We start from the raw sequence: 19625 nt of genomic DNA on the forward strand, positions 1-19625 counted from the left end.
CGGCGCGTCCGCGAGACTCCAAGGAGCGCTTTGTGACCGTAGTGATCCAGACTCAGGATGCCGACACCTCCGCGGCCAATGACCCGTTGCTGTCGTACACCGTCTCCACCACCCCGAGCCCGCTGAAGGCGTCGCCGGAGAATCCGCAGGCGCCCGAGGAGATCGGGGAGATCGTGATTTCGGTCGCCCGGCAGAGCGGCACCCCGGCGGATGTCGAGTGGATCAGGGTGAAGGTCCCGGCCGGGACGATGGCACCCGACCTGGCCACCGACCTCAACAAGATCAGTCCCCGGATCAGCCTCACCGGCTGGACCGTGCGTCTGGACGCGTCGGCCAAGGAGTTCGTCTGCGCGCCCGCCGGCAGCAACGCACCGATCGGCCCGGACACCGGATTCACCATCCAGCTGTCCGACATCCCCATCAGCCGCAAGGTGGGAACCGCCCCGATCACCGTCACCGAACGCTCCCGCACCGGAAGCTCCGCCTTCCAGAACCGGCCCAGCGTCTTCAACCTCGGCAAGTTCCCCGCCGACTTCTACCTGCGCAACCTCCTGTGCGAACCCTCCATCATCAACAACGGCGGCGACATCAAGCTCACCTGGGAACGCTCCGCCAACGCCACCTACGAACTCCTCTACGGTGACGTCAACCGCGACGTCACCAACCGCACCAGCCTCGACCTCGAAGGCATCAAAACCGACACGACCTTCTACCTCCGCGCCACCACCGGAGACCCCACCAACCCCGTCATCCGCATCCTCTCCACCCAGGTCACCGTCATCAAACCCGACCTCGACATCGGCAACCTCACCGTCAACGGCAACGTCATCGCGAAGGGCAACGTCACCATCGCGACGGGCAAGCAACTTGCCGCCCCCAAAATCGTCGGCAACGGCGGTGACATCGAAGTGGGCAGCAGGCTACGCCAGACGTCTGGCGGCATCTCGGTCGACAGCGGTGGCCTGACCGTCCAAGGAAGCGCCACCATCTCGGGCGGACTCACCGCCACGACGATGACAGCCCGCAACACCCTGACCGTCGGCCTCCCGGCCGCCAGCGCCTTCCCGGAAAGCAACACCAGTGCCACACCGGACAAGATGCTGGACGGCCAGGACGACACCTTCTACCAATCACGGCTGCTCCCACGGACCGGAGACTGGGCGATGATCGAGCTGAAAGACACCAAGACCGTCACCCGGGTACAGATCGTGCCCTCTCACGACGCGGGCCTCGTAGGACGGGTCGAGACATCACTCGACAAAAGCACTTGGACCCCACTCGGCGACTACACCAGGGGCGGGTTCGACCTCACGATCCCGAACGGGCGCGCAGCCAGGTACGTACGTCTCCTCGTCACCACAAACCAGCTTGTGGTGTTCCAAATCAGGCATTTCATTGTCACGCCAAGCTTCGCCTTCACCGCGGGCTCCTGAGCTGCCAACCTCTGCCTCCCCGCCCCCGCGACAGCGCACCAGTGCAGAAAGCGCCACTGCTGGAAGCAGAGCCTCGCCGTGAGGTGCGTCGCGGGGCCGCCGGAGGGCGACCACAGAAGACGCCCGGCAATGTGCCGAAAGTCGTCCGCACCACGCGTCTGCCCTCCCGGCCCCGGCGACCAGCCGGAACGACACCGTGTCGTAAGCCATGCGCGGGTCGCCCTTCCGCTGGCGGATCACCCTCGATGGAGTCACAGGGGGCTGACCGGAGCGAGGGGCTAGTCCTCGGGCGATCGACGAGACTGCGCCCGGGTAGCCCTCGACCGTACCGGTGACGGCGGCCCCCGGGACTGCACGAGGGTGATGATGATCTGCGCATGAGCCCGAGAGTCGGACCTGACCGTCGCCCAACGCTGCGAGCCAGGCGTTCAGCCACCTCCTCGTGTCCACGAGGTCTGCTACGGGCCGACTTTCCAATGACCCGTTGCTGTCGTACACCGTCTCCACCACCCCGAGCCCGCTGAAGGCGTCGCCGGAGAATCCGCAGGCGCTCGAGGAGATCGGGGAGATCGTGATTTCGGTCGCCCGGCAGAGCGGCACCCCGGCGGATGTCGAGTGGATCAGGGTGAAGGTCCCGGCCGGGACGATGGCACCCGACCTGGCCACCGACCTCAACAAGATCAGTCCCCGGATCAGCCTCACCGGCTGGACCGTGCGTCTGGACGCGTCGGCCAAGGAGTTCGTCTGCGCGCCCGCCGGCAGCAACGCACCGATCGGCCCGGACACCGGATTCACCATCCAGCTGTCCGACAACTTCCTCCGCATCGATCGACGGCGAGGTGGTGCTTTCGTTTGAGGGCGATGAGACGGGTCGGCAATGAGATGTTTACGAGAGGCAAGGAGCAGGCGTGGCGAGCACCTCACCGGGGCAGCTTAGAGGTTCGATCGGGATGGGCTGCGGTGACGTAGCGCATGGCGGTCTGCTCGGTGATTCCGAACAGGCGCATCAGCCTGAGCGGGTTGGCGCTTTCGGCTGCTGCCTTGAGGATGCGATCTTGTCTCATGCCGCTCAGTGTCAGCCCGCGGGGAAGGGCCGCTCAGGGTGCCGATGCGGACGGCCGGGTGGTCGGGGTCGACCGCGGGTTTCTGGCTGACCAGCAGGTGAGGGTTGGACGAGGCCGGCCAGCGCTGGTGGCGGTGGGTCGTCCAGTCGGCGGCGAGTTGGTGGGTGAGCTCCTCCAGGTAGAGGGTGTGCCGCAGCAGACCGCAACAACTTCGAGGGTGCCCGGGAGAGGTCCGGACCCGTGGTGTGCAGGGTCCGGACCTCCTTGCCGGGCAGCGGGTGAATGGCGGCGCGAAGCACGACGAGGCGGCCGAGCGGTGTCGTCGCCTGGTCGAGCAGCCCTATCAGGAGGTCGGAGGGAATGGACTGTGGGACGCCCTTGATGTCGCCGACCGGGAGTTCCCGGGCGGGGTTGCGGAAGACCACACTCCTGGCGCAGAGCTTCGAGGCGCTTGACCCGTGTAGCAGTGATCTTCCTGTACACGATGCCGGTCACGTGTCCGGCTTGAAACACGAGACGCATGGACACACATTCTGCTTGCATAACGCAGTTGGGGCAGAAGCCGCGCTTCGCCTCACCGGGGAAGGTCTCGTACCAGGTCGGCTCGCCACCCTCGCCGGTCCAGGAGACCGTCGCGAAGCCCACCCACCACATCACTGGGGTGCCGCCCAGCTTTTGGCAATCCCTGCATGCACATGTGTGAGGGAACGTTGCGGGACCTTCGGTGGTGAAGCGGATGCGGCCGCACAGGCAGCCGCCGGTACGTTCCTGGGCTGCTTCAGCTCCCTGGGCATCGGCGGCTGCGGTGGCGTTCATCAGGTGATCTCCCGAGCGCGATAGGTAAGTTGAGCCGATCAGTGTGCCATCGTTTCCGTGATCGCCAGGACGCTGTTGACGGCTCGGGCGTGGCCCCCGGCCGCGTGCGCCGATTGCGGAGGCGTCACGCGGCCGGGTGACGAAACCGCGGCTCAGGGGCGTCCGAGGGCTCGGGTCATCCAGCCGGCTTCACGCCACTGGACGGTGTTGAGGGTGCCGCGGGCGTCGATGACCTTGGGGCTGTTGGTTCGGGTGGCGAGCCTCTTGGGGTCGATGTTGGAGAACTGGTGCCACTCGGTGAGGTTCAGCAGCAGGTCCGCGTCATCGACGGCGGCGATGGGGTCTTCGACGTAGTCGAGTTCGGGGTGGAGCTTGCGGGCGTTGTCCAGGGCCTTGGGGTCGGTGACGGTGACGGTGGCGCCGAGGTCGTGGAGGGCCTGGGCGACGGCGAGGGCGGGCGAGTCGCGGATGTCGTCGGTCTCGGGCTTGAACGCGGCGCCCCAGACGGTGATCCGCTTGCCGCGCAGGTCGGGCCCGAGTTCCTCGCGGGCGAGGTCGATGACGCGCTGGCGGCGACGGGCGTTGACCATGGCGGCTTCGCGGAGGATGCCGACGGCCTCGCCGGCGTCGAGTTCGTCCGCGCGGGTGATGAAGCCGCCGAGGTCCTTGGGTAGGCAGCCGCCGCCGAAGCCGAGGCCGGGCCGCATGCCGTGGCGGCCGATGCGGTGGTCATGGCCGAGGATGTTCGCGAGTTCGGCGACGTTGGCGCCGGACTTCTCGCAGACCTCGGCCATCGCGTTGATGAAGGAGATCTTGGTGGCGAGGAAGGAGTTCGCGGCGCCCTTGGCGAGCTCGGCGGTGGCCCAGTCGGTGACGAGGGTCGGCGTCCCCGACTCGATGATCTTGGCGAACGCCTGCCGCAGCAGGGCCTCGGCCCAGGAGTGGTCGGAGTTGAAGCCGAGGACGAGCCGGTCCGGGCGGAGGGTGTCATCGACCGCGAAGGACTCGCGGAGGAACTCCGGGTTCCAGGCCACTTCGATGAGGTCCCCGGCCGGAGCCATGTCCCGGAGGAGTTCGGCGACGCGGGGTGCGGTGCCGACCGGGACGGTGGACTTGACCGCGATGACGGCTGGGGTTGTCAGGCCGGGTGCCAGCTTGGTGACGGCGTCGAAGAGGTGGGTGAGGTCGTAGGCGTCGGTGCCGGGCTGCTGCGGGGTGCCGACCCCGATGAAGTGCAGGTCGGCGAACTCGGCGGCCTCGCCGTAGGAGGCGGTGAAGCGGAGCCGGCCGGTCGCGGTGTGTTTGGCGAGGAGGTCATCGAGGTCGCGTTCGAAGAACGGGGCCCGGCCGGAGTTCAGGATGGCGACCTTGTCGATGTCGCTGTCCATGCCCAGGACGTCGTGGCCGAGCTCGGCCATGCAGGCCGCGTGGGTGGCGCCGAGGTAGCCGCATCCGATGACGGTCATCTTCATGAGCGGGGTGTCCCTTCGGGTGGGGCCGCCGCGGGCGGCCCCACCCTTGCCCCGCCCGGAAGGGCGGGGTGATCAGGAGGGCCTGGCGGCCAGATGGCGGTGGATCCCGTCCCGGATGAACGGGGGGATCGTGAGCATGTCGATGTGCTCGGAGGCGAAGAACTGGAGCTTGACGCCCTCGGAGAGCGGGAGGCGGGTCTCGTCGCCGTCCCAGGTGGCGGCGAAGAAGGTGATGATCTGCCCGGAGCCGTGCTCGTCGCGGGTCTCGAACAGCTCGGTCAGCGATTCGGCGGTGAGGCCGGCTTCTTCGTCGAGTTCGCGGACGATCGCGGCGGCCGGAGCCTCGCCGGGGTCGCAGCCGCCTCCCAGCAGGCTCCAGTGGCCGGGCCAGGCGATGGCGGGGATGTCGTCGCGGAGGTGGAGGAGGAGTTCGCCGCGGCGGTTGGTGATGATCGCAACGGCTCCGCGGGCGGCGGCCGGCTCCTCGGTGGTGGTCTTCGAGTGCATCCCCTCACCGTAGTGACCGAGTTGGGGATCATGCGGCTGCCCTCACCGTCTGGTCCGAAAACCAGGCGGCTGCCATGAGGGCCTGCATGCGGGTCCGGTCGAAGCGTCCGCCGGGCTTCAACCCCCCTTCGAGGAGAGGGCGGAACGCGGGTGGGGCATGGGTGAGGGCCATGCGGATCTGGGTGTCGGCCCAGGTGGCGAGGTTGCCGTTGAGCCAGGAGGGGACCGGGGAGGCGAAGCCGAGCTTGTCCCGGCTGTCCCAGACCTCCTTCGGCAGGCCGAGGGCCTTGGCGGCGTCCCGCAGGATCCGCTTGCCCTGGGCCGGGTTGGTGATCTTGTAGTCGACGGGCAGCCGGTAGGAGAACTCGACCAGGTCGCGGGCGAGATAGGGGGATCGGCGTTCGAGTGCGTAGGCGGAGGCGAGCTTGTCGCTGGTCATCACCAGCGGCCTCCAGGCCGTCGCCAGGTCCGCCAGCGTCAGGCTGCGGGCCAGGTCCCCGCCCGCGCGGGCCATTGCGTCCGCGACGAGATCACGGAGACGGCCGTCGGGGTCCGGGCCCCGCAGGATCAGTCGGGTGACCGCTTCTGCCGGGTCGAGGGGTTCGCCGGCGGCGTGCATGAGCTTGGCGGCCAGCGGCCGGTATGCCTCCAGGCCGGAGTTCAGGACGCCGTCGGGGCCGAAGAGGACCAGGGCCTGGCGGACGTAGCCCATCAGGAACTCGTCCGGTCCGAGACCGCCGATCGCGACCCGCAGGCCGAGGTCGGAGATCTTCCGGTAGGCCATGTGCTCCGAGAAGGTGGAGGCGTTGCCCATGGGGTAGTCCAGGGCCCGCATCATGTGCGGCAGCGCAGTCGTGAAGTCGACGTGGTCGGGCTCGACCACGACCAGCTCGGCCTTGATGTCCCGCGCGATGACCGCGGCCGTGGAGGACTCGTCGAGGCGGTCCTGGCCCGGGTAGCGGACGGTGATGCAGACCGGGGGCCGCATCAGGTAGGCGAGGACCGCCGAGTCCAGGCCGCCGGAGAGGAGGAGGGCGAAGTCGCAGGCCGGGGCCCTGAGCGGGATCTGCTCGGCCAGGATCGTGGAGAACCTGGCCAGAGCTTCTTCGTAGGTGCCGGTGAACGGGGCCCGGTCCTCCAGGTGCCACCAGGTCATCTGATCGATCGAGCCGGTGGTGACGTCGAAGGACAGCAGCGTGGCCGGGGCCAGCAGCTGGATGCCCTGGAACGGGGTGTCGACGCCGGTCGGGGTCTCGATCGCGGTGACCTCCGGCCGTAAGACCAGCGGGGCCGGCCCGTAGCCGGTCAGCGTGGTCACCTCGGAGGCGAACGCGAGCCGGCCGCCGTCCAGGCGCCAGTAGAGCGGCTTCTCGCCGAGCCGGTCGCGGGCCAGGAACAGCTTCGCGCCCCTGGGGTCATAGACGGCCAGGGCGAACATGCCATCCAGGCCGTCCAGGCAGGACGGGCCGATCTTGGCCCAGGCCCGCAGCAGGAAGTGGGCGTCCGACTCCCGCTCGCGGACCTCGATGCCCCAGGCGGCGGCCTGCTGCCGCCAGTTGTAGATCTCCCCGTTGAAGGCCAGCAGCAGCCCGGTGGCCCTGTCGAGGTATGGGCCGGGCATGGCCTGCGGGTCGACGATCAGCAGCGTGTTCATGGCCAGCACCGCCCGGCGGTCGCTGCTGGCGGCGTGCATGGTGCCCTCCGGGCCGCGGTAGTGCTGCGAGGCACCCATCGCGGCCACCGTCTTCTCGTGCCGGACGGCGTCGCCTCCGGCCAGTCCTGCAATTCCGCACATCTGGTTCACCCCCGAGCGTGAAGTCGTGGTGCCTGGCGGCGGCCTCCGCCGGGAGCCCCTTCCTGGCGTCCCGGCGGCGGCCTGTGCCCTCATCACACCGTTCGGCCCGTGCCGCGGGGAGGGCTCGCAGGGGGGCTCACAACTCGCGAAGCAGGTTCACCCTGGGTCCGCAGGGCAATACCCTCAGTGCCTCAAGACGCGGGAAGCCGGACCGGTCTCCCGTGCCCAGCCGGAATGCGTACGACTGAAAATGTCCAGTCGACGCAGCCCGGCCCCATGGCGTTTCCTCGTCAGCAGCCCTGTTGCTGACCTGGTGGAAAAGGGGAATCGGGTGGCGTCGACCAGCCGTCGGAAGCGTCCGCCGAACGCGGACCTGGCCCGGCTCATCGAGACCTGCGGCGCGAGCCACAAGTCCCTGGCCCTGCGGGTCAACCAGCTCGCCAAGCACGCGGGGATGGAAACGGACTACTCGCATACCTCGCTCGCGAACTGGTGCCAGCGGGGCATGATCCCCAAGTGGCCGGTGCCCACGTTCCTCGCCCAAGCCCTCGCCGAACGGCTCGGGCGGCCCGTGTCTCTGTCTGAAATCGGTATGGGCGATGCGGAGACACCGGACGCCGATGTGGGGTTGGATTTCCCCCGGGACCGTGCTGATGCGGTCCGAGTGGCCACATCGTTCTGGAGTTTCGTGAACCGCCGCGACTTCCTGACCGGATCCGGCTTCGCCGTGTCCGCGTTCACCACCCCCGTGACCCGCTGGCTGGTCACCCCCGCCGACGAGGCCGCCGACCTCGCCGGCGGCAAGCAGGTCGGCCGGGCCGACCTGGAAGAACTCCGCGATGCGGCCGACGACGCCCGCCGCTGGGACTCCAAATACGGCGGCGGGAACTGGAAGGCCAACTCCGTCACCGTCTGCCTCCAGGAACGGGCCGCCCCGCTCCTGCGGGGCTCCTTCACCGACGACGTCGGCCGGGACCTGTTCTCCGTCACCTCGGAGCTGTCACGGCTGGCCGGGTGGACCGCCTTCGATGTCGGCCAGCACGACGTCGCCCAGCGGCACTTCATCCAGGCCCTCCGCCTGGCCCGCGCGGGCGGGGACGTCCAGCTCGGCTGCTATGTCCTGACCACGATGGCGATGCAGTCGCTGCTGAGGGGCTTTCCCTCCGAGGCCGTCGATATGGCCCAGGGCGCCTTCGAGCGGGCGAAGGGCCAGACTGCCCCGCGTGTCCTGGCGTTCACCAAGCTCATCGAGGCCCGGGCCCACGCCCGCGAGAACGACGCCAGGGCCGCTTCACGGGCCCTGGCCGCGTCCGAGGACCTCATCAGCCAGGCCGACCAGACCAGCGGCGACGAGCCGGCCTGGATCGACTTCTATCACCACGCGAGGCTGTCCGCGGACGCCGCCGAGGTCTTCCGCGACCTGAAGAACCCCAAGGCGTCGCTGGCCTGGAACCAGCGGGCCGCCGCCATGCCGTCCGGGGTGTTCACCCGCTCGGTCGGGATGCGGCTCGCGATCGTGGGGACCGCCCACCTCCAGGCTCGCGATCTCGACCACGGCCTCGAACTGGGCAACCGGTCCGTCGACATCCTCGCCCGTGTTCAGTCGAGCCGGGCCAAGGACTACGTCCGCGAGTTCAACACCGCCCTCGCCCCCTGGCGGCGCGAGCCGGCCGTCCGCGAGTTCATCCACCGCACCCACACCGAACTCGGCATCGCCGCCTGAGACGACCTTCCCCCTCCTCGAGGAGGGGGGAAGTGCCAGCGAACGTCCCCAGTCGCGTACGACTCCGCCGTGCACCATCGCGTACGGGTAGGTGTGCTCAGCCGTCTGTTCGAGTCGCGGACGGCTGAGCATGGCCGTCGGCTCAGTTGGTGGGCGGACGGAACGGGATGACGTTGTCCGGTGCGGGGGCGGGCTCCGCCGGCGCATCCGGCGTCAGGGTGAGGACGGCGCTGGCGAGGGTCAGGTTGGTCACCAGATGGCGGAGCTCTTCCAGCTCGGCTCGCTGATTCGCGACGGTCTCTTTGAGCTTGCTGACGGTCCCCCGCAGATGCTTCTCCGTTTCCGGGACCTGCTTGGTCTCCGTGCGGACGCGTTCGTCGAACTCGTTCTTCAGGTCCGCGTGCCGCTTGTAGAGGGCCATGCGGTGGACGCCGGCCTCGGCTGCCAGCGCCTTGACGGTGAGACTGCCGTCGGAGGTCTCGGGCTGCCCGGTGAGGAGTCGGTCCATGGCCTCACGGATGCGGGTCCGCTCGTCGTCGGGCCGGGGCTGTGGGGTCATGCGAGGGCCTCCTCAGCGGTCTGGGCGGTGGCGTCGTGGGTCTCGGCGAGAGTGCGGAAGCGGCCGGCGGTCAGGCGCAGCCGGTCACCCAAGGGCTGGGGCATGAGGGCTGCCCTCGCATCGAGCCGATCAGCGTGCTCCCGCGCGGCCTGGGCGTGGCTGTCGGTCCGGATCGCGTTGCCGCAGCCGAGTTGGCAGGCGAACTGATTCGGCGCCGTCGCTCCGGGGTCCGGATCGCACAGGGCAGTGTCGCGCTTGAACGCGCAGATGAGGAAGGCGTCCGGGTTGTCGAAGAGCACGAGACCGTCCCGCGCAAGGAACTTCGCGGCGGCTTTCGGAGTGGTCAGGGCACCTTCGAAGCTCGGGATCGAGGCCGCTCCGACGATCGCCCGCCGCGCTGCCGGTCCGGAGATCTTCTCGCCGGCCGCCGCTGCGTCGCGCAGCCGTGCCGCCGTGGCCGCGGCGGCGAGGGCGGTCTCGACGTCGAGTTCCCCGTGAAAGCCCCTACGCTCGCGGCTGCCGTAGCCGGTGGAGGTGCGGGCATCCAGGGCGGTACGCATGTGCCCGTACTGGATGGCCAGGGCGACCAGACCGCCTGGCCGACGGGCAATGTGCCAGGCCAGAGTGCGACGCAGACGGCTCAGTCCCAGGTTCCCATGCGGGTCCGGCGGCACCTGCTGGTCGGGCAAGCCGTGGGCGATGGCTTCCTGGTTGATCCACGAGACGAGGTCCTCGATGCGTCGGCCGAGGCTGCTCCGCTTGAGCGCACCACGCTGCTTGCGCTGGCCAACGATGTCGTGGTGGGCGGAGCTGAACAACAACTCGCCTTCGGGGACCATCTGTTCCAGCACCCGGATAGCGTTCACTACCGGCATGATCGCAACCCACGGGACCGCGCGCTCCTCACCGGCGGAGACATGGTGGCCGTCGGAGTCGCGGACGTTCTTGTAGTGGTGGGAGCGGATCAGATGCCGAGGCATCGTGCCGTCCGGGTTCGGCTTCGGGTCGGGGCAGCACCCGGAGCGCAGGGACTGGGCCTCTTGGGGCCGCATCCCGGTCAAGTACAAGATCACTATTGCTGCGGCTGTGCCCACGTGCCGCACCAGGATCGGCGTCTCCTCGTAGTCCATGAACTCGCGCCATGGTCGTCCCTCGATCCGGCCCGTAACGGGCACCTGCATCGGGCTGGGGCCGGGCCGCTGAGCGGTGAGCTGGCGAAGTCCGAGCCGAGTAGCGAACGAATGAACCTGGGTCCAGCTGGCCCCTGCGATCGCGGCGACGTAGTGGTGGCCCAGCGTGACGCCGTGCAGGCGGCTTACGGTGGCGGGCAGCGGTGCACCGGAGTTGATCAGAGGCAGCAGATAGCTCTTGACGGCTGCCAGGCCCTCGCGGGTGGTCTTGGCGGATTTCACCTGTGCGTGCATGCGGCGGCGTTCGTCCCAGGCAGCGAGGATGTCGCCGGAGAAGTCCTCGACCAGACGGATCGACCAGGTGAGCAGAGGCCCGATCACGGCCGGATCCAGCGGCTCGGTCTTGTTCTCCCCGCTGCCGTCTCCTGTCTCGGCCGGCAGATAGTCGTCGATGCCCTCGTCCTCCCAGGGCGGACGCGTAATGCCGCAGGGGCTGGCCGACAGCTGGTCGAAGGCCCACATGTCCGAGAGCCAGCGCAGAACCGTCAGGGCATGACCGCGCCCGCAGCCGCTACTGGCGATCTTGGCGGCGTACGCCTTCCAATGCTCCATGGTGCAGTCGCTGAGCCGGGACACGCCTTGCCGATCGAGCCAGCGAGCGAACTTCATCCACTGGATGATGCAGTCGCGCATGCTGATCACACCGTCGCGTGTCCGGTTCTGAAAGCCCCGTTCCCGGATGTAGGTGGGGCGCAGCTCGCCGTTGATCAAGACCCAGAGGACACGACGGACCTCGCTCCGCAAGGCAGCCGGGCACTTCCTCAGATTGATCTTGTGGAGGCTGTCCCCGGGGTTGTCGGTCAGCGGCCCCAGCGACCAGATGTCGTCACTGTAGAGGGAGTTGGAGTAGGTGTTGCCGGCGCTGATCCACCGGTCCATGACGACCGGGCTGTCTGGTTCCGGCAGCGGCAGGATGTAGGGATCGGCCTCGATGGACAGTGCGGTCGTCACGGGGCCAGGTCTCCCTCGAGCAGGTGGTCGATGATCATTCGGTCGTGGTCGGTTACCCGGCCCAGTGCCGCATCCCAGGTGCTCTCGTTGACCTTCGCCCGCAGGTCATCGAGTCGCTGGAGATGTTCGTCCCAGCGCTCGCGCCAGAGCTTCTCGGGCCAGGCGGAGCGAAGCGAGATCAGCTGCCGGCGCAGCAGCGCGAGGCGCGGGTGGTGACCGGTGTGGACTCGGGAGTTCTCGCAGGACAGGCAGAGCAGGAAGTCGGCGCCGCAGCCCCCGTTTGGGTCCGGCCAAGGGCTGTTGTCCTCATCCGCGCAGTCCGCCGTTGCGGTCTCCAGGTGGGCCGCGTCGGCCGCGTCCGTCAGGCGCCCGTGGAAGGTGTAGTTGCGGGCCTGTTCGAAAGCTTCCTCGGCGCCCGCCGCGATCACGTCCACGGCGGCTTCCTGGACGTTCTCGTCGGGCAGGACGTAGATGCTCTCGTGCGTGCCGGGCTTGTGCTGCAGCGGCTTTCCCGTCGTGGTGACGGTCGTCCTGCGGGCACGCTGGAAGGGCGAACCGATCTTGTGCTTGCTCGCCCATACTCGCGCATCGGCCTTGGACACCCCGAAGCACAGCGGGCCGACGTTCCGGGGCCGGTCCAGATTGGAGTCCACGTCCGTACGGCGCCGGTTGCGGGCGGCCATCAGCAGGTCGTGGCCAGGCGACAGGACGGCCGCCAGGGCCCGCCCGTGCTGCGTGGCTTCCAGGGCCTGGGTGATGAGCCGACCCGGCGAGTCCGCGCCGGAGTCGGTGTAGTTCTCCGTGGCGAACCACCGGCCCTCGCCGGAGCGCCGCTTCTCCACCAGGACCTCATAGGTGACCGTCGTCTTTTCGCCCGCGGACGGGGTAGTGACAGGCACGTGCAGACGGTCGTAGACCGACAGGTTCCAGCCGTAGCGGTCGGTCATCATCACGGCCAGCGCCGTCAGCTCCGACCGACTCAGGAACAGCCGGCCTGCCGTCTTCCCGCCGTTCTTTCCACGCAACAGCCCCTCGGCCCGGGTGTAGACCGTCCCCTCCTTGTCCGGGTACCCGGGCAGTTCGCCCGTGGCGGCCAGGCATTCGAGGACGGACGCGACCCTCCACTCGCGGCTGGTCGGGTCCAGCGAGCCTGCCCGGTAGCCGTCCAGCAGCGTGGTGTTCTCCCGGATCCGCAGCAGCGAGGCCCGGAACTGCCGTTCAGCGACCAGCAGCACCTGGTCGCGCTCCGACGGCCGGTAGGACTGCTTGGACGGTTTGCCCTTCTTCGGGACCGGGCGGGCCAGTTCTTCGGCCGCCAGGCCCTGCGCCAGCCGCGGCTCCCGCTTCAGCATCGTACGCATCTTCGCGAGGGCCTCGCGCCCGCCGGGGGTGTCCTTGTGGTTGTTGCGCCAGAGTCGGAGCGTGGCCGAGGTGAGGTCGCCGAGGTCCTCGGCCGGGTGCCCCTGGGCTTTGAGGAACCGGGCGAAGACCTCCAGGGACTGCCAATACGATTCACCGCTTGAGTGGCTGTTCCATCCCATGGACTGCGCGGCGAACGCTCGCGCGAGTGACCCGCGCATCGGCTGCGGTACGGAGAGCTCAGCGAAGTCGAAGACCCGCTTGAAGCCCTCCTTGTTCAGCACGGTGACCTGCAGTCCGTCGGCGGCTATCCGCTCGGTTGCCTGGAAGTCCGGCGGCGGCAGGACGGCTTTGCGTCCCCGCCCGCTCACGATGCCGCCGCGACGGGCAGGGCGTCGACCAGCATCTCGATGTCCTGGATCCCGGAGGTCTCCCGGGCCAGCCGGGCGAACAGACCGTTCAGATCCTTCGTCTCGTCCGTCTCACCGTGTTCGTCCTCGGTGTCGAAGGTGAGGATCGACTCCAGCTGCAGATGCATGACCGGGCGGAGGTAGTGCTCCTTCGTCGTCTCAACGTCCTTGTGCCCCAACAGGGTCTTCACCAGCCACCACGGATCGCCGTAGAGCTGGGCGAAGTCGCGCCGGTCTGCAGCGGTCAGCCCGTACTTCTTGTCCATCAACTCGTTGAGCAGGATCAACATGTAGAGCGCCATCGAGTGCCGCATGGAATGGGGTGTCGCGTACGGGACCTTCCCGCGGATCTCCGCAACCCGCAGCAGCCGGGGCGTCTCGCGCTCCTGCGGAGTCAGCAGGGCCTGCTCGCAGCGTTGGTTGGCCTGTCGGAACACGGTGTTCCAGCGGTCCGGCAGCATGGGCAGGCCCTGCTCGGTCAGCCACAGCCATGCCGGCTCCGGGCCCTGTGGCCCCTCGACGAACAGCCACTGCCGCTCGCGCCAGTCGAGCAGGTTCAGGTCATGGCGGCCTTGGACGCCGTCGCGGTCGATCCAGTGGACCGTCGAGGTGCGGCCCGTCGTGACCTTCGTGATCAGCCGCATCTGCGGCAACTTCTCGTAGCGTCCCTGGGCCTGGGCCCGCTCGACCGCCCAGGCCCGCTCCGACTCCGCGTAGGCGCTGACCTGGCGCAATGAATCGACCGACGCGTAGAAGGTCCGGTCTCGCTTCGACCGGGACAGCGCTCGGGCCATCTGCCCGTGGCAATAGCGGCCCGAGCGCAGCGGTCGGGACGGCACTTCGAACGTCAACATGGCGCCAGATTCCTGCCGCCGCAGTCCCGAGCTGAGCGTGAAGCCGACGAACGAGGTGTTCCGAAGCTCGGTCCGCGCGTCCCAGCCCGGCACCGGTGTCCCGTCGGGACCGAGCCCACGAAGACCAACATCTTGCCAAAGGCCCCAGGTACGCGGTGTCAGCCACGACACCCGCGAGCTGCGGGCGTCCGCGGCGCGGTCCGCCCGGCGCCGGCTGTCCACCGGCAACGGCGTGACCTTCGCCCACCGGTAGAGCCGCGTGAAAGCCGACGCCTCCCGATCCCACTTCGCCCCGCTGATTCGGCTTGGGTTGAGTGGCGAGTCACACCGAAATTCCCGGTACGCGCGCAAGTCGCTCTCGGTCGCCTGCCGCCACGGAATCCCACGTCGCCACAACCAAGTCAGCAACAGTCGGATATCCAGCGCGTAATTCCGTCGAGTTTCCCGCTCCAGCGGATGGAATTCCGGAGAGAGTGCGAATTCCAGCAGCTCGGGATCGACCACGAAATCAGGCCGTATAAAAACCGGATCGCCCGGCTGAAGCCCCACCGCGGCCACCGCTGCTGGCAAGTCGCGGACCCCCAGCACCCCCTCCTCCGGGAGCGGCCCCCATCGCTCCGGATCCGGCACGAACACCAGCCACCACTCGTCCATCTGCCACCCCTGTGAGTCCCTTGAACTCACTCAATCATCAGGGAAACAGGTGTGGGGGAAGACGGCCGGCCCTCCGGTGATGAAGCGGATGCGGCCGCACGGGCAGCCGCCGGCACGTGGCCCGGCTGTATCGGCTCCCTGGGCGTCGGCGGGGGTGGCGTTCATCAGGTGATCTCCCTGGCCCGATAGGCAAGTTGAGCCCATCAGTGTGCCATCGCTTCCATGATCGACAGGACGCTGCGGGCGGCTCTGGAGTGGCCCAGGCCACGTGCGCCGATTGCGGAGGCGTCACGGGGCCGGGCGGCGAAACCGCGGCGCAGAGGCGTCCCTGGGCGCGGACGGTCCATCCGGCGTCGCGCCAGGGGCCCAGTGCCTGTCCGAACCTCCGGAGTGGTGTGCCGAACCCGACGAAGCGCCACTCGACACTGCGGTGACCGACCTCATCCCTCCCGATCTTGGCTGCGGTGCTACTTGAAGCGCGCGGGTTCGCGGATTCCTGGAGGGGCTCAGGCTCCAACTCGGCCGTAGGTAGGCACTTTTGGCGATCTGATGGATTGGTTCGCAGCTCGAGATCGCCGCAGCGTCAATGTCCTAGTGGGTGCGCTTCCGATGTATCCGAGATACCTCCATGGCCCACTGGGCCACGGCCTCAAGGCTGCCCCGCGCAGGTGGTCGGCCCAGGGCTTCCGCGATCCGGGGGTAGGCGGGGTGCATATCGTGATCGGCGGCGGTGACCAGTGCGGAGAGCAGGGGCGCGTCATGGCCGCGACCGCGGTCGACACGGATCAGCACTGCCGTCGGGGGCTTCCCCTTGATCGTGGACACCGGTTGCTATACGGCGGTGGTCAGCGTAGTTGATCGCTGTTCGTAGGCGATGGGGCTGATCTGGCCGAGGCGGGAGTGCCGGCGGCGGGTGTTGTAGCGGGTAGCCCATCGAAAGACCGCGAGCCGCGCCTCGCGGGCCCCGTTCCACCGTTTCCGTCCCTGGAGCGTCTCTCGTTTCATGGTCGCGTTCAGGCTCTCCGCGGCGGCGTTGTCCGCGCTCGTGCCCACCGCGCCGCGTGATCTGCTCACCCCGAGGTCCGAGCAGACCTGGGCGAACTCCTTCGACACATATTGGGCGCCGTTGTCGCTGTGGAATATCGCCCCGCGCAGTCCGCCGGCACCTCTGGCCGCAGCCGCGGCCTTGAGCGCGTCGGTGACCAGCGAGGTCCGCATGTGATCGGCGATCGACCAGCCCACCAGCTGCTTCGAGGACAGGTCCAGCACCGTGGCCAGATAGAGGAACTGGCCGCCTCCGACCGGGAGATAGGTGATGTCGCCCACGTATTTGGTGTTCGGCACCTGGGCGGTGAAATCGCGCCGCAGCAGGTCCGGGACCGGTGTCGCAGACGGCTCGGGAACCGTGGTGCGGACCTTCTTGCGCAGGTGCAGCCCGACGATGCCGAACGCGCGCATGACGCGCTCCACGCGCTTGTGATTGACCCGTTGACCGGCGTCCCTCAGCTCGGCAGTGACACGCGGAACCCCGTAGGTGCCATCCGATTCCTGATGGATTCGCGTGATGCATTCGGCGAGATCGACGTCCGCCAGAGCCCGGCCGGCCCGCGCGGCACCGCAGCGAGGATGGCGTCGAACTGCGCGAGGACGCTTCCGCCGGCAGCCGGGACGACCATCCCGCGCTCGGTCATCATCCGGCTGATCGCACTGCCCAGTCCGAGCGGTTCACGTCCATCGCGGCGTACGACGGTGGTGGTGAGCCGCTTCGGCTTCCTGCTGGCGGCCCCGTTCTTCCTCGCCGCCTCCCGGGCCGCGGCCAGGGCTTGGCGGGCGATGTCCACACCGCTCAGCTCGGTAGTCACGCGATCACCGCCCCGGTGACGTTGGCATCCAGCGGGCGGGCGGCGAGGTCGGGCAGTCGGTCCGTCCACGGCGTGGCCGCCGCCTGCTCGCTGCGGGCGGCGATCTGCTCGCGCAGCTGCTCCACCCGCGTCGTCAGCAGGTACTCGGCAGTGCGCTCCCGGGCCGCGTTGGCGGCCTTCGTCGCCGCTGCGACGGCGTTCGCACCGGTCGGGTTGTGCCGGAACCAGTGCCGGCCCTGCTCGGTCCGGAATGCCCGCCGGGCCTCGGCTTCGGCCGCCTCGGTCCTGCCCAGCATCTCCAGGGCGCAGCGGCGGTACTCCGGGGCCGCGTCCTGCACGGCCTGGAGCGCGCCGAACGCCAGCACAGACGCGGTGCCCAGCGGGTCCGCGTCCAGCTCGCCCGGGGGCACTGACTGCAGGTAGTCGTCCACGGCCTTCCGAGCTGCGGCCTGCAGCGTTGCCCGGACGTGGACGAGTACCGCGGTGACGGCCTGCGAGTCGTCCAGGTCGGCGGACCAGGCGGCCGCCACCAGCCCGGCCTCCACCGTCAGGGCCCCTGTCCGGCGCCGGTAGCCGCACACCTCGCACAGCGCGGCCGCCTGCTCCTGGCCGCAGTCCTCGCACGGCAGGCCCCGGAGCGCGGCCGCCGGCCTGCTGCTCCGCCTCGGCCAGGGCCGCCGCCTCCGCACGGGCGGTTGCCCGCCGATCCTGCTCCTCACGGACCCGCTGACGACGCCACACGAGATCCTCGGCCTCCAGCGCGACGGCCTCGCGCAGGCGCTCCTCGAGGACCTGGCGCCGCTCACGCTCGCCCAGGCCGGGCAGCGCCTCGACCTCGGCGGCGATCCGGGCCCGCCGGGAACGGCGCAGGTGCAGCACGTTGGCGCAGTTCGCTTGCCGTGGACTGCTGGAGAGCTTCGATCCGCCGACGTACCGCTGGTCCGCCTCCCCAGTAGGCGACAGCTCGATCCACATCGGCCAGTTCCTCGGGCAGCGGCTGGCCAGAGTCTGGGATCACCCGCCAGTGGTACATCAGGGGGAAGTCCTCGTAGTCTCCCGCGACCACCCAGTTCGTCGTCATGGTGTGCGCGCTCAGCTCCCGCCAGGCCCCGAACCCCGGGGCGCCGATGGTACCGATGCCGTAGTGACAGAAGGCCGGGAGCCCGAACAGATTCGCGGTGGAGTGAACATGCTCCGGCCGTCGCTCCAGATCGGTCAGCCGTACCTGCTTGACGAAGACCCGGGTTCCCTCGACCTCCAGCAGGACCGTCTTCCCGCCAATGCCTGACTCCAGCGGTGCGCCGGCGTCCACGAACTCGCGCAGACTGCGGTCACTGCGCAGCGCCAGCGATGTGGAAACGGAGCGGTGGGCGGCCAGACGAGCACCGCGGGACATATCAGGGCCTTTCGCTCACGCCTCCAACCGTGCCCCGCCTCCTGTTCAACGGCTTCAGCAGACACCGGGACGGGGGCCAAAAGACCACCCTCCCACGTCGAAGACGGTGAGATGTGGCGTAACTGGGGTCCCTCCGAATGCCGTTGAGGCTGTGTGACGAAAATCGGCTACCGCGGGCAAGAACCGGCGGTCAGCTCCCGGCCTCTGCTGCCGGCCGCTTGATCAAGAACTGTTTCGCCGCCTCGACTGCTTCCTTGTTGAGCTCCTCGACGGAGACTCCCCAGCTCTCCTCCCACAGGCGGGTGGCGCGGGCGGGGTCGGTGCGGCGACCCCCTTGTTTCCCATTGGCTGATCAAGGTTGGCGTGCGGCGAGGTGACGCTGGAGGTCGATGTGGCGGAACTGGTATACCGCTCCCACCTGTCGCAGTACGCCCCGCCGCTTGTGGGCGTCGGCTAGGAAACTCATGAAGCGCCATGGCACACGCCCTGTTACACCCAGTCTGATTCGCGCCACCAGGTAGTTCATCCACACTGACCGAGCGAATCCGAGCATGAGGCCGACCGGAAGGCCGATGGCGAGCCCGTACCCGAAGCGCATAAAGATCATGGGCCTGTATCCGAACCAAAGATCGAACCCGATCGTGAGTGCGCTCGCGAGGAGGCCCGCGAGTACGCCCGAGAGCGTAATGACGACGAGGGTGCGGCGGTCCTGAACCAGGACCGCGGCTGGCCCCACAGCCTTGTCCAGGTCGGGGTGCACAGACCTGAGCCCTCCCATGAGCCCGAAGGGCAGCCCACCGGCGAATCCGAGAGTAAGCCCAACAAGGAACCTACCTGGGGCATCGAGCCAGAACCCGAAGAAGAGCCCGAAGGTGAGTCCGACTGTGAGCCAGGATCTCCCTCCCCAGCTCCAGCGGATACCTGAGCTTGGGTTTCTCCCGCTTGCGGACGTGGCGAGGAATGTTGCCGCCGCTGTCCACGGGAGCCCGCAGATGAGCCAGGTCGTGAGCCCGTGCCCAAGGCCGTGTCCGACCCACATCAGAAGGGCGCTCGGCAACCAACTCATGAGGCCGACCGTGAGCCCTACGGTGATCTCCTGTCGGTGTTCGAGGGCTTTGGGAAGTTGCCACCAGGCGAGGTTGGGGGTGCCGTCAAGGGTGTGTTGGAGGTGGTGGGCGAGGAAGGTGAGGGTCTGCTGGGCCTGTTGGGCGGTCCAGCGAGGGGGGTGGTGTGGGTGGCTGCGGTAGGCGGCGGGAATGAAGGCGGCGAACAGGTGGGTGTCGATGTCCTGGCGGGTAGGGAAGCGCGCCTGGTCGAGGAGTTCACTCGGGTGGGTGAGGTCGGTGAGCTGCTCGTCGGGGCGGGGGTTGTAGATGGTGCGGGCCAGGAACAACCCGAGCGGGTGCTGAGTGCCTGGGAGACGGGGGTGTCGGTGCTCAGTGACGCGCTAACCGGCCTCCAGCGGGCTGCGGCCTCGGTGCCGGGGCCTCCGGCGTCGCGTTCCAGGTAGGCGGCCGCTTTAGCGGGCTCCAGGGGGAGGAGGCGGATGCCCGCGGCTCCGTTCAGGAGCACAGGGGTCC

14 protein-coding genes and 2 pseudogenes are annotated in these 19625 nt (G+C 68.7%); 3 read left to right on the plus strand and 13 right to left on the minus strand.

Translation table 11 applies throughout. From position 1 onward, the window contains the following. Window positions 1–32: 32 nt before the first annotated feature. Both ACFWBY_RS32255 and ACFWBY_RS32260 read left to right on the plus strand, forming a co-directional pair. Window positions 33–1433: a discoidin domain-containing protein gene (locus ACFWBY_RS32255; RefSeq protein WP_385334173.1), complete on the plus strand. Its 1401-nt coding sequence runs from the start codon at window positions 33–35 to the stop codon at window positions 1431–1433. A gap of 484 nt (window positions 1434–1917) precedes the next feature. Then, on the plus strand, window positions 1918–2289 hold the full coding sequence (locus ACFWBY_RS32260; RefSeq protein WP_385334175.1) for a hypothetical protein: 372 nt from the start codon (window positions 1918–1920) through the stop codon (window positions 2287–2289). A 64-nt stretch (window positions 2290–2353) separates the two neighbouring features. On the opposite strand, the gene ACFWBY_RS32265 is transcribed toward ACFWBY_RS32260, so the two are convergent. From ACFWBY_RS32265 to ACFWBY_RS32280, 4 genes are all read right to left on the minus strand, one after another. Further along, a complete protein-coding gene (locus ACFWBY_RS32265; protein WP_385334177.1) occupies window positions 2354–2497 on the minus strand; it encodes a hypothetical protein in 144 nt (47 codons plus the stop codon). A gap of 968 nt (window positions 2498–3465) precedes the next feature. Continuing rightward, window positions 3466–4785 (minus strand): UDP-glucose dehydrogenase family protein, encoded by a 1320-nt coding sequence (locus tag ACFWBY_RS32270; RefSeq protein ID WP_385334179.1) that lies wholly within the window; start codon window positions 4783–4785, stop codon window positions 3466–3468. Window positions 4786–4857: 72 nt separating this feature from the next. Beyond that, complete coding sequence (locus tag ACFWBY_RS32275; protein ID WP_385334181.1) at window positions 4858–5292, minus strand: NUDIX domain-containing protein; 435 nt, start codon at window positions 5290–5292, stop codon at window positions 4858–4860. 28 nt (window positions 5293–5320) lie between these two features. Then, complete coding sequence (locus ACFWBY_RS32280) at window positions 5321–7087, minus strand: asparagine synthetase B family protein (protein ID WP_385334183.1); 1767 nt, start codon at window positions 7085–7087, stop codon at window positions 5321–5323. 331 nt (window positions 7088–7418) lie between these two features. On the opposite strand from ACFWBY_RS32280, the gene ACFWBY_RS32285 reads away from it, so the two are divergent. Then, window positions 7419–8810, plus strand: a complete 1392-nt coding sequence (locus ACFWBY_RS32285; protein WP_385334185.1) for a sporulation protein — start codon at window positions 7419–7421, stop codon at window positions 8808–8810. A gap of 142 nt (window positions 8811–8952) precedes the next feature. On the opposite strand, the gene ACFWBY_RS32290 is transcribed toward ACFWBY_RS32285, so the two are convergent. The 9 genes and pseudogenes from ACFWBY_RS32290 to ACFWBY_RS32330 all read right to left on the minus strand — a co-directional run bounded on the left by ACFWBY_RS32290 (window position 8953) and on the right by ACFWBY_RS32330 (window position 19438). Beyond that, the gene (locus ACFWBY_RS32290) at window positions 8953–9369 is read right to left on the minus strand and encodes a hypothetical protein (protein WP_385334187.1); all 417 of its coding nucleotides are present in this window, start codon (window positions 9367–9369) and stop codon (window positions 8953–8955) included. Continuing rightward, complete coding sequence (locus ACFWBY_RS32295; protein WP_385334189.1) at window positions 9366–11510, minus strand: integrase; 2145 nt, start codon at window positions 11508–11510, stop codon at window positions 9366–9368. The genes ACFWBY_RS32290 and ACFWBY_RS32295 overlap by 4 nt, the downstream gene beginning before the upstream one ends. Next, window positions 11507–13240, minus strand: a complete 1734-nt coding sequence (locus ACFWBY_RS32300) for a hypothetical protein (RefSeq protein ID WP_385334191.1) — start codon at window positions 13238–13240, stop codon at window positions 11507–11509. Before ACFWBY_RS32300 ends, ACFWBY_RS32295 begins: the two co-directional genes overlap by 4 nt. Further along, window positions 13237–14787, minus strand: coding sequence for an integrase (locus ACFWBY_RS32305; RefSeq protein WP_385334193.1), 1551 nt, complete (start codon window positions 14785–14787; stop codon window positions 13237–13239). Before ACFWBY_RS32305 ends, ACFWBY_RS32300 begins: the two co-directional genes overlap by 4 nt. A gap of 831 nt (window positions 14788–15618) precedes the next feature. After that, window positions 15619–16404: pseudogene (locus tag ACFWBY_RS32310) on the minus strand (IS3 family transposase); the annotation flags it as partial. Next, window positions 16290–16649, minus strand: a complete 360-nt coding sequence (locus ACFWBY_RS32315) for a hypothetical protein (RefSeq protein ID WP_385334195.1) — start codon at window positions 16647–16649, stop codon at window positions 16290–16292. The pseudogene ACFWBY_RS32310 and the gene ACFWBY_RS32315, both read right to left, overlap by 115 nt. Beyond that, on the minus strand, window positions 16646–17338 hold the full coding sequence (locus tag ACFWBY_RS32320; protein ID WP_385334197.1) for a hypothetical protein: 693 nt from the start codon (window positions 17336–17338) through the stop codon (window positions 16646–16648). The genes ACFWBY_RS32315 and ACFWBY_RS32320 overlap by 4 nt, the downstream gene beginning before the upstream one ends. 203 nt (window positions 17339–17541) lie before the next feature. Beyond that, window positions 17542–18045: pseudogene (locus ACFWBY_RS32325) on the minus strand (protein kinase family protein); the annotation flags it as partial. A gap of 352 nt (window positions 18046–18397) precedes the next feature. After that, window positions 18398–19438 carry a hypothetical protein gene (locus ACFWBY_RS32330; protein WP_385334199.1) on the minus strand — a complete coding sequence of 347 codons (1041 nt, stop codon included), beginning with the start codon at window positions 19436–19438 and terminating at the stop codon, window positions 18398–18400. Between the last annotated feature and the right edge of the window lie 187 nt (window positions 19439–19625).

The organism is Streptomyces sp. NPDC060049 (genome assembly GCF_042736715.1).
Lineage (GTDB): Bacteria > Actinomycetota > Actinomycetes > Streptomycetales > Streptomycetaceae > Streptomyces.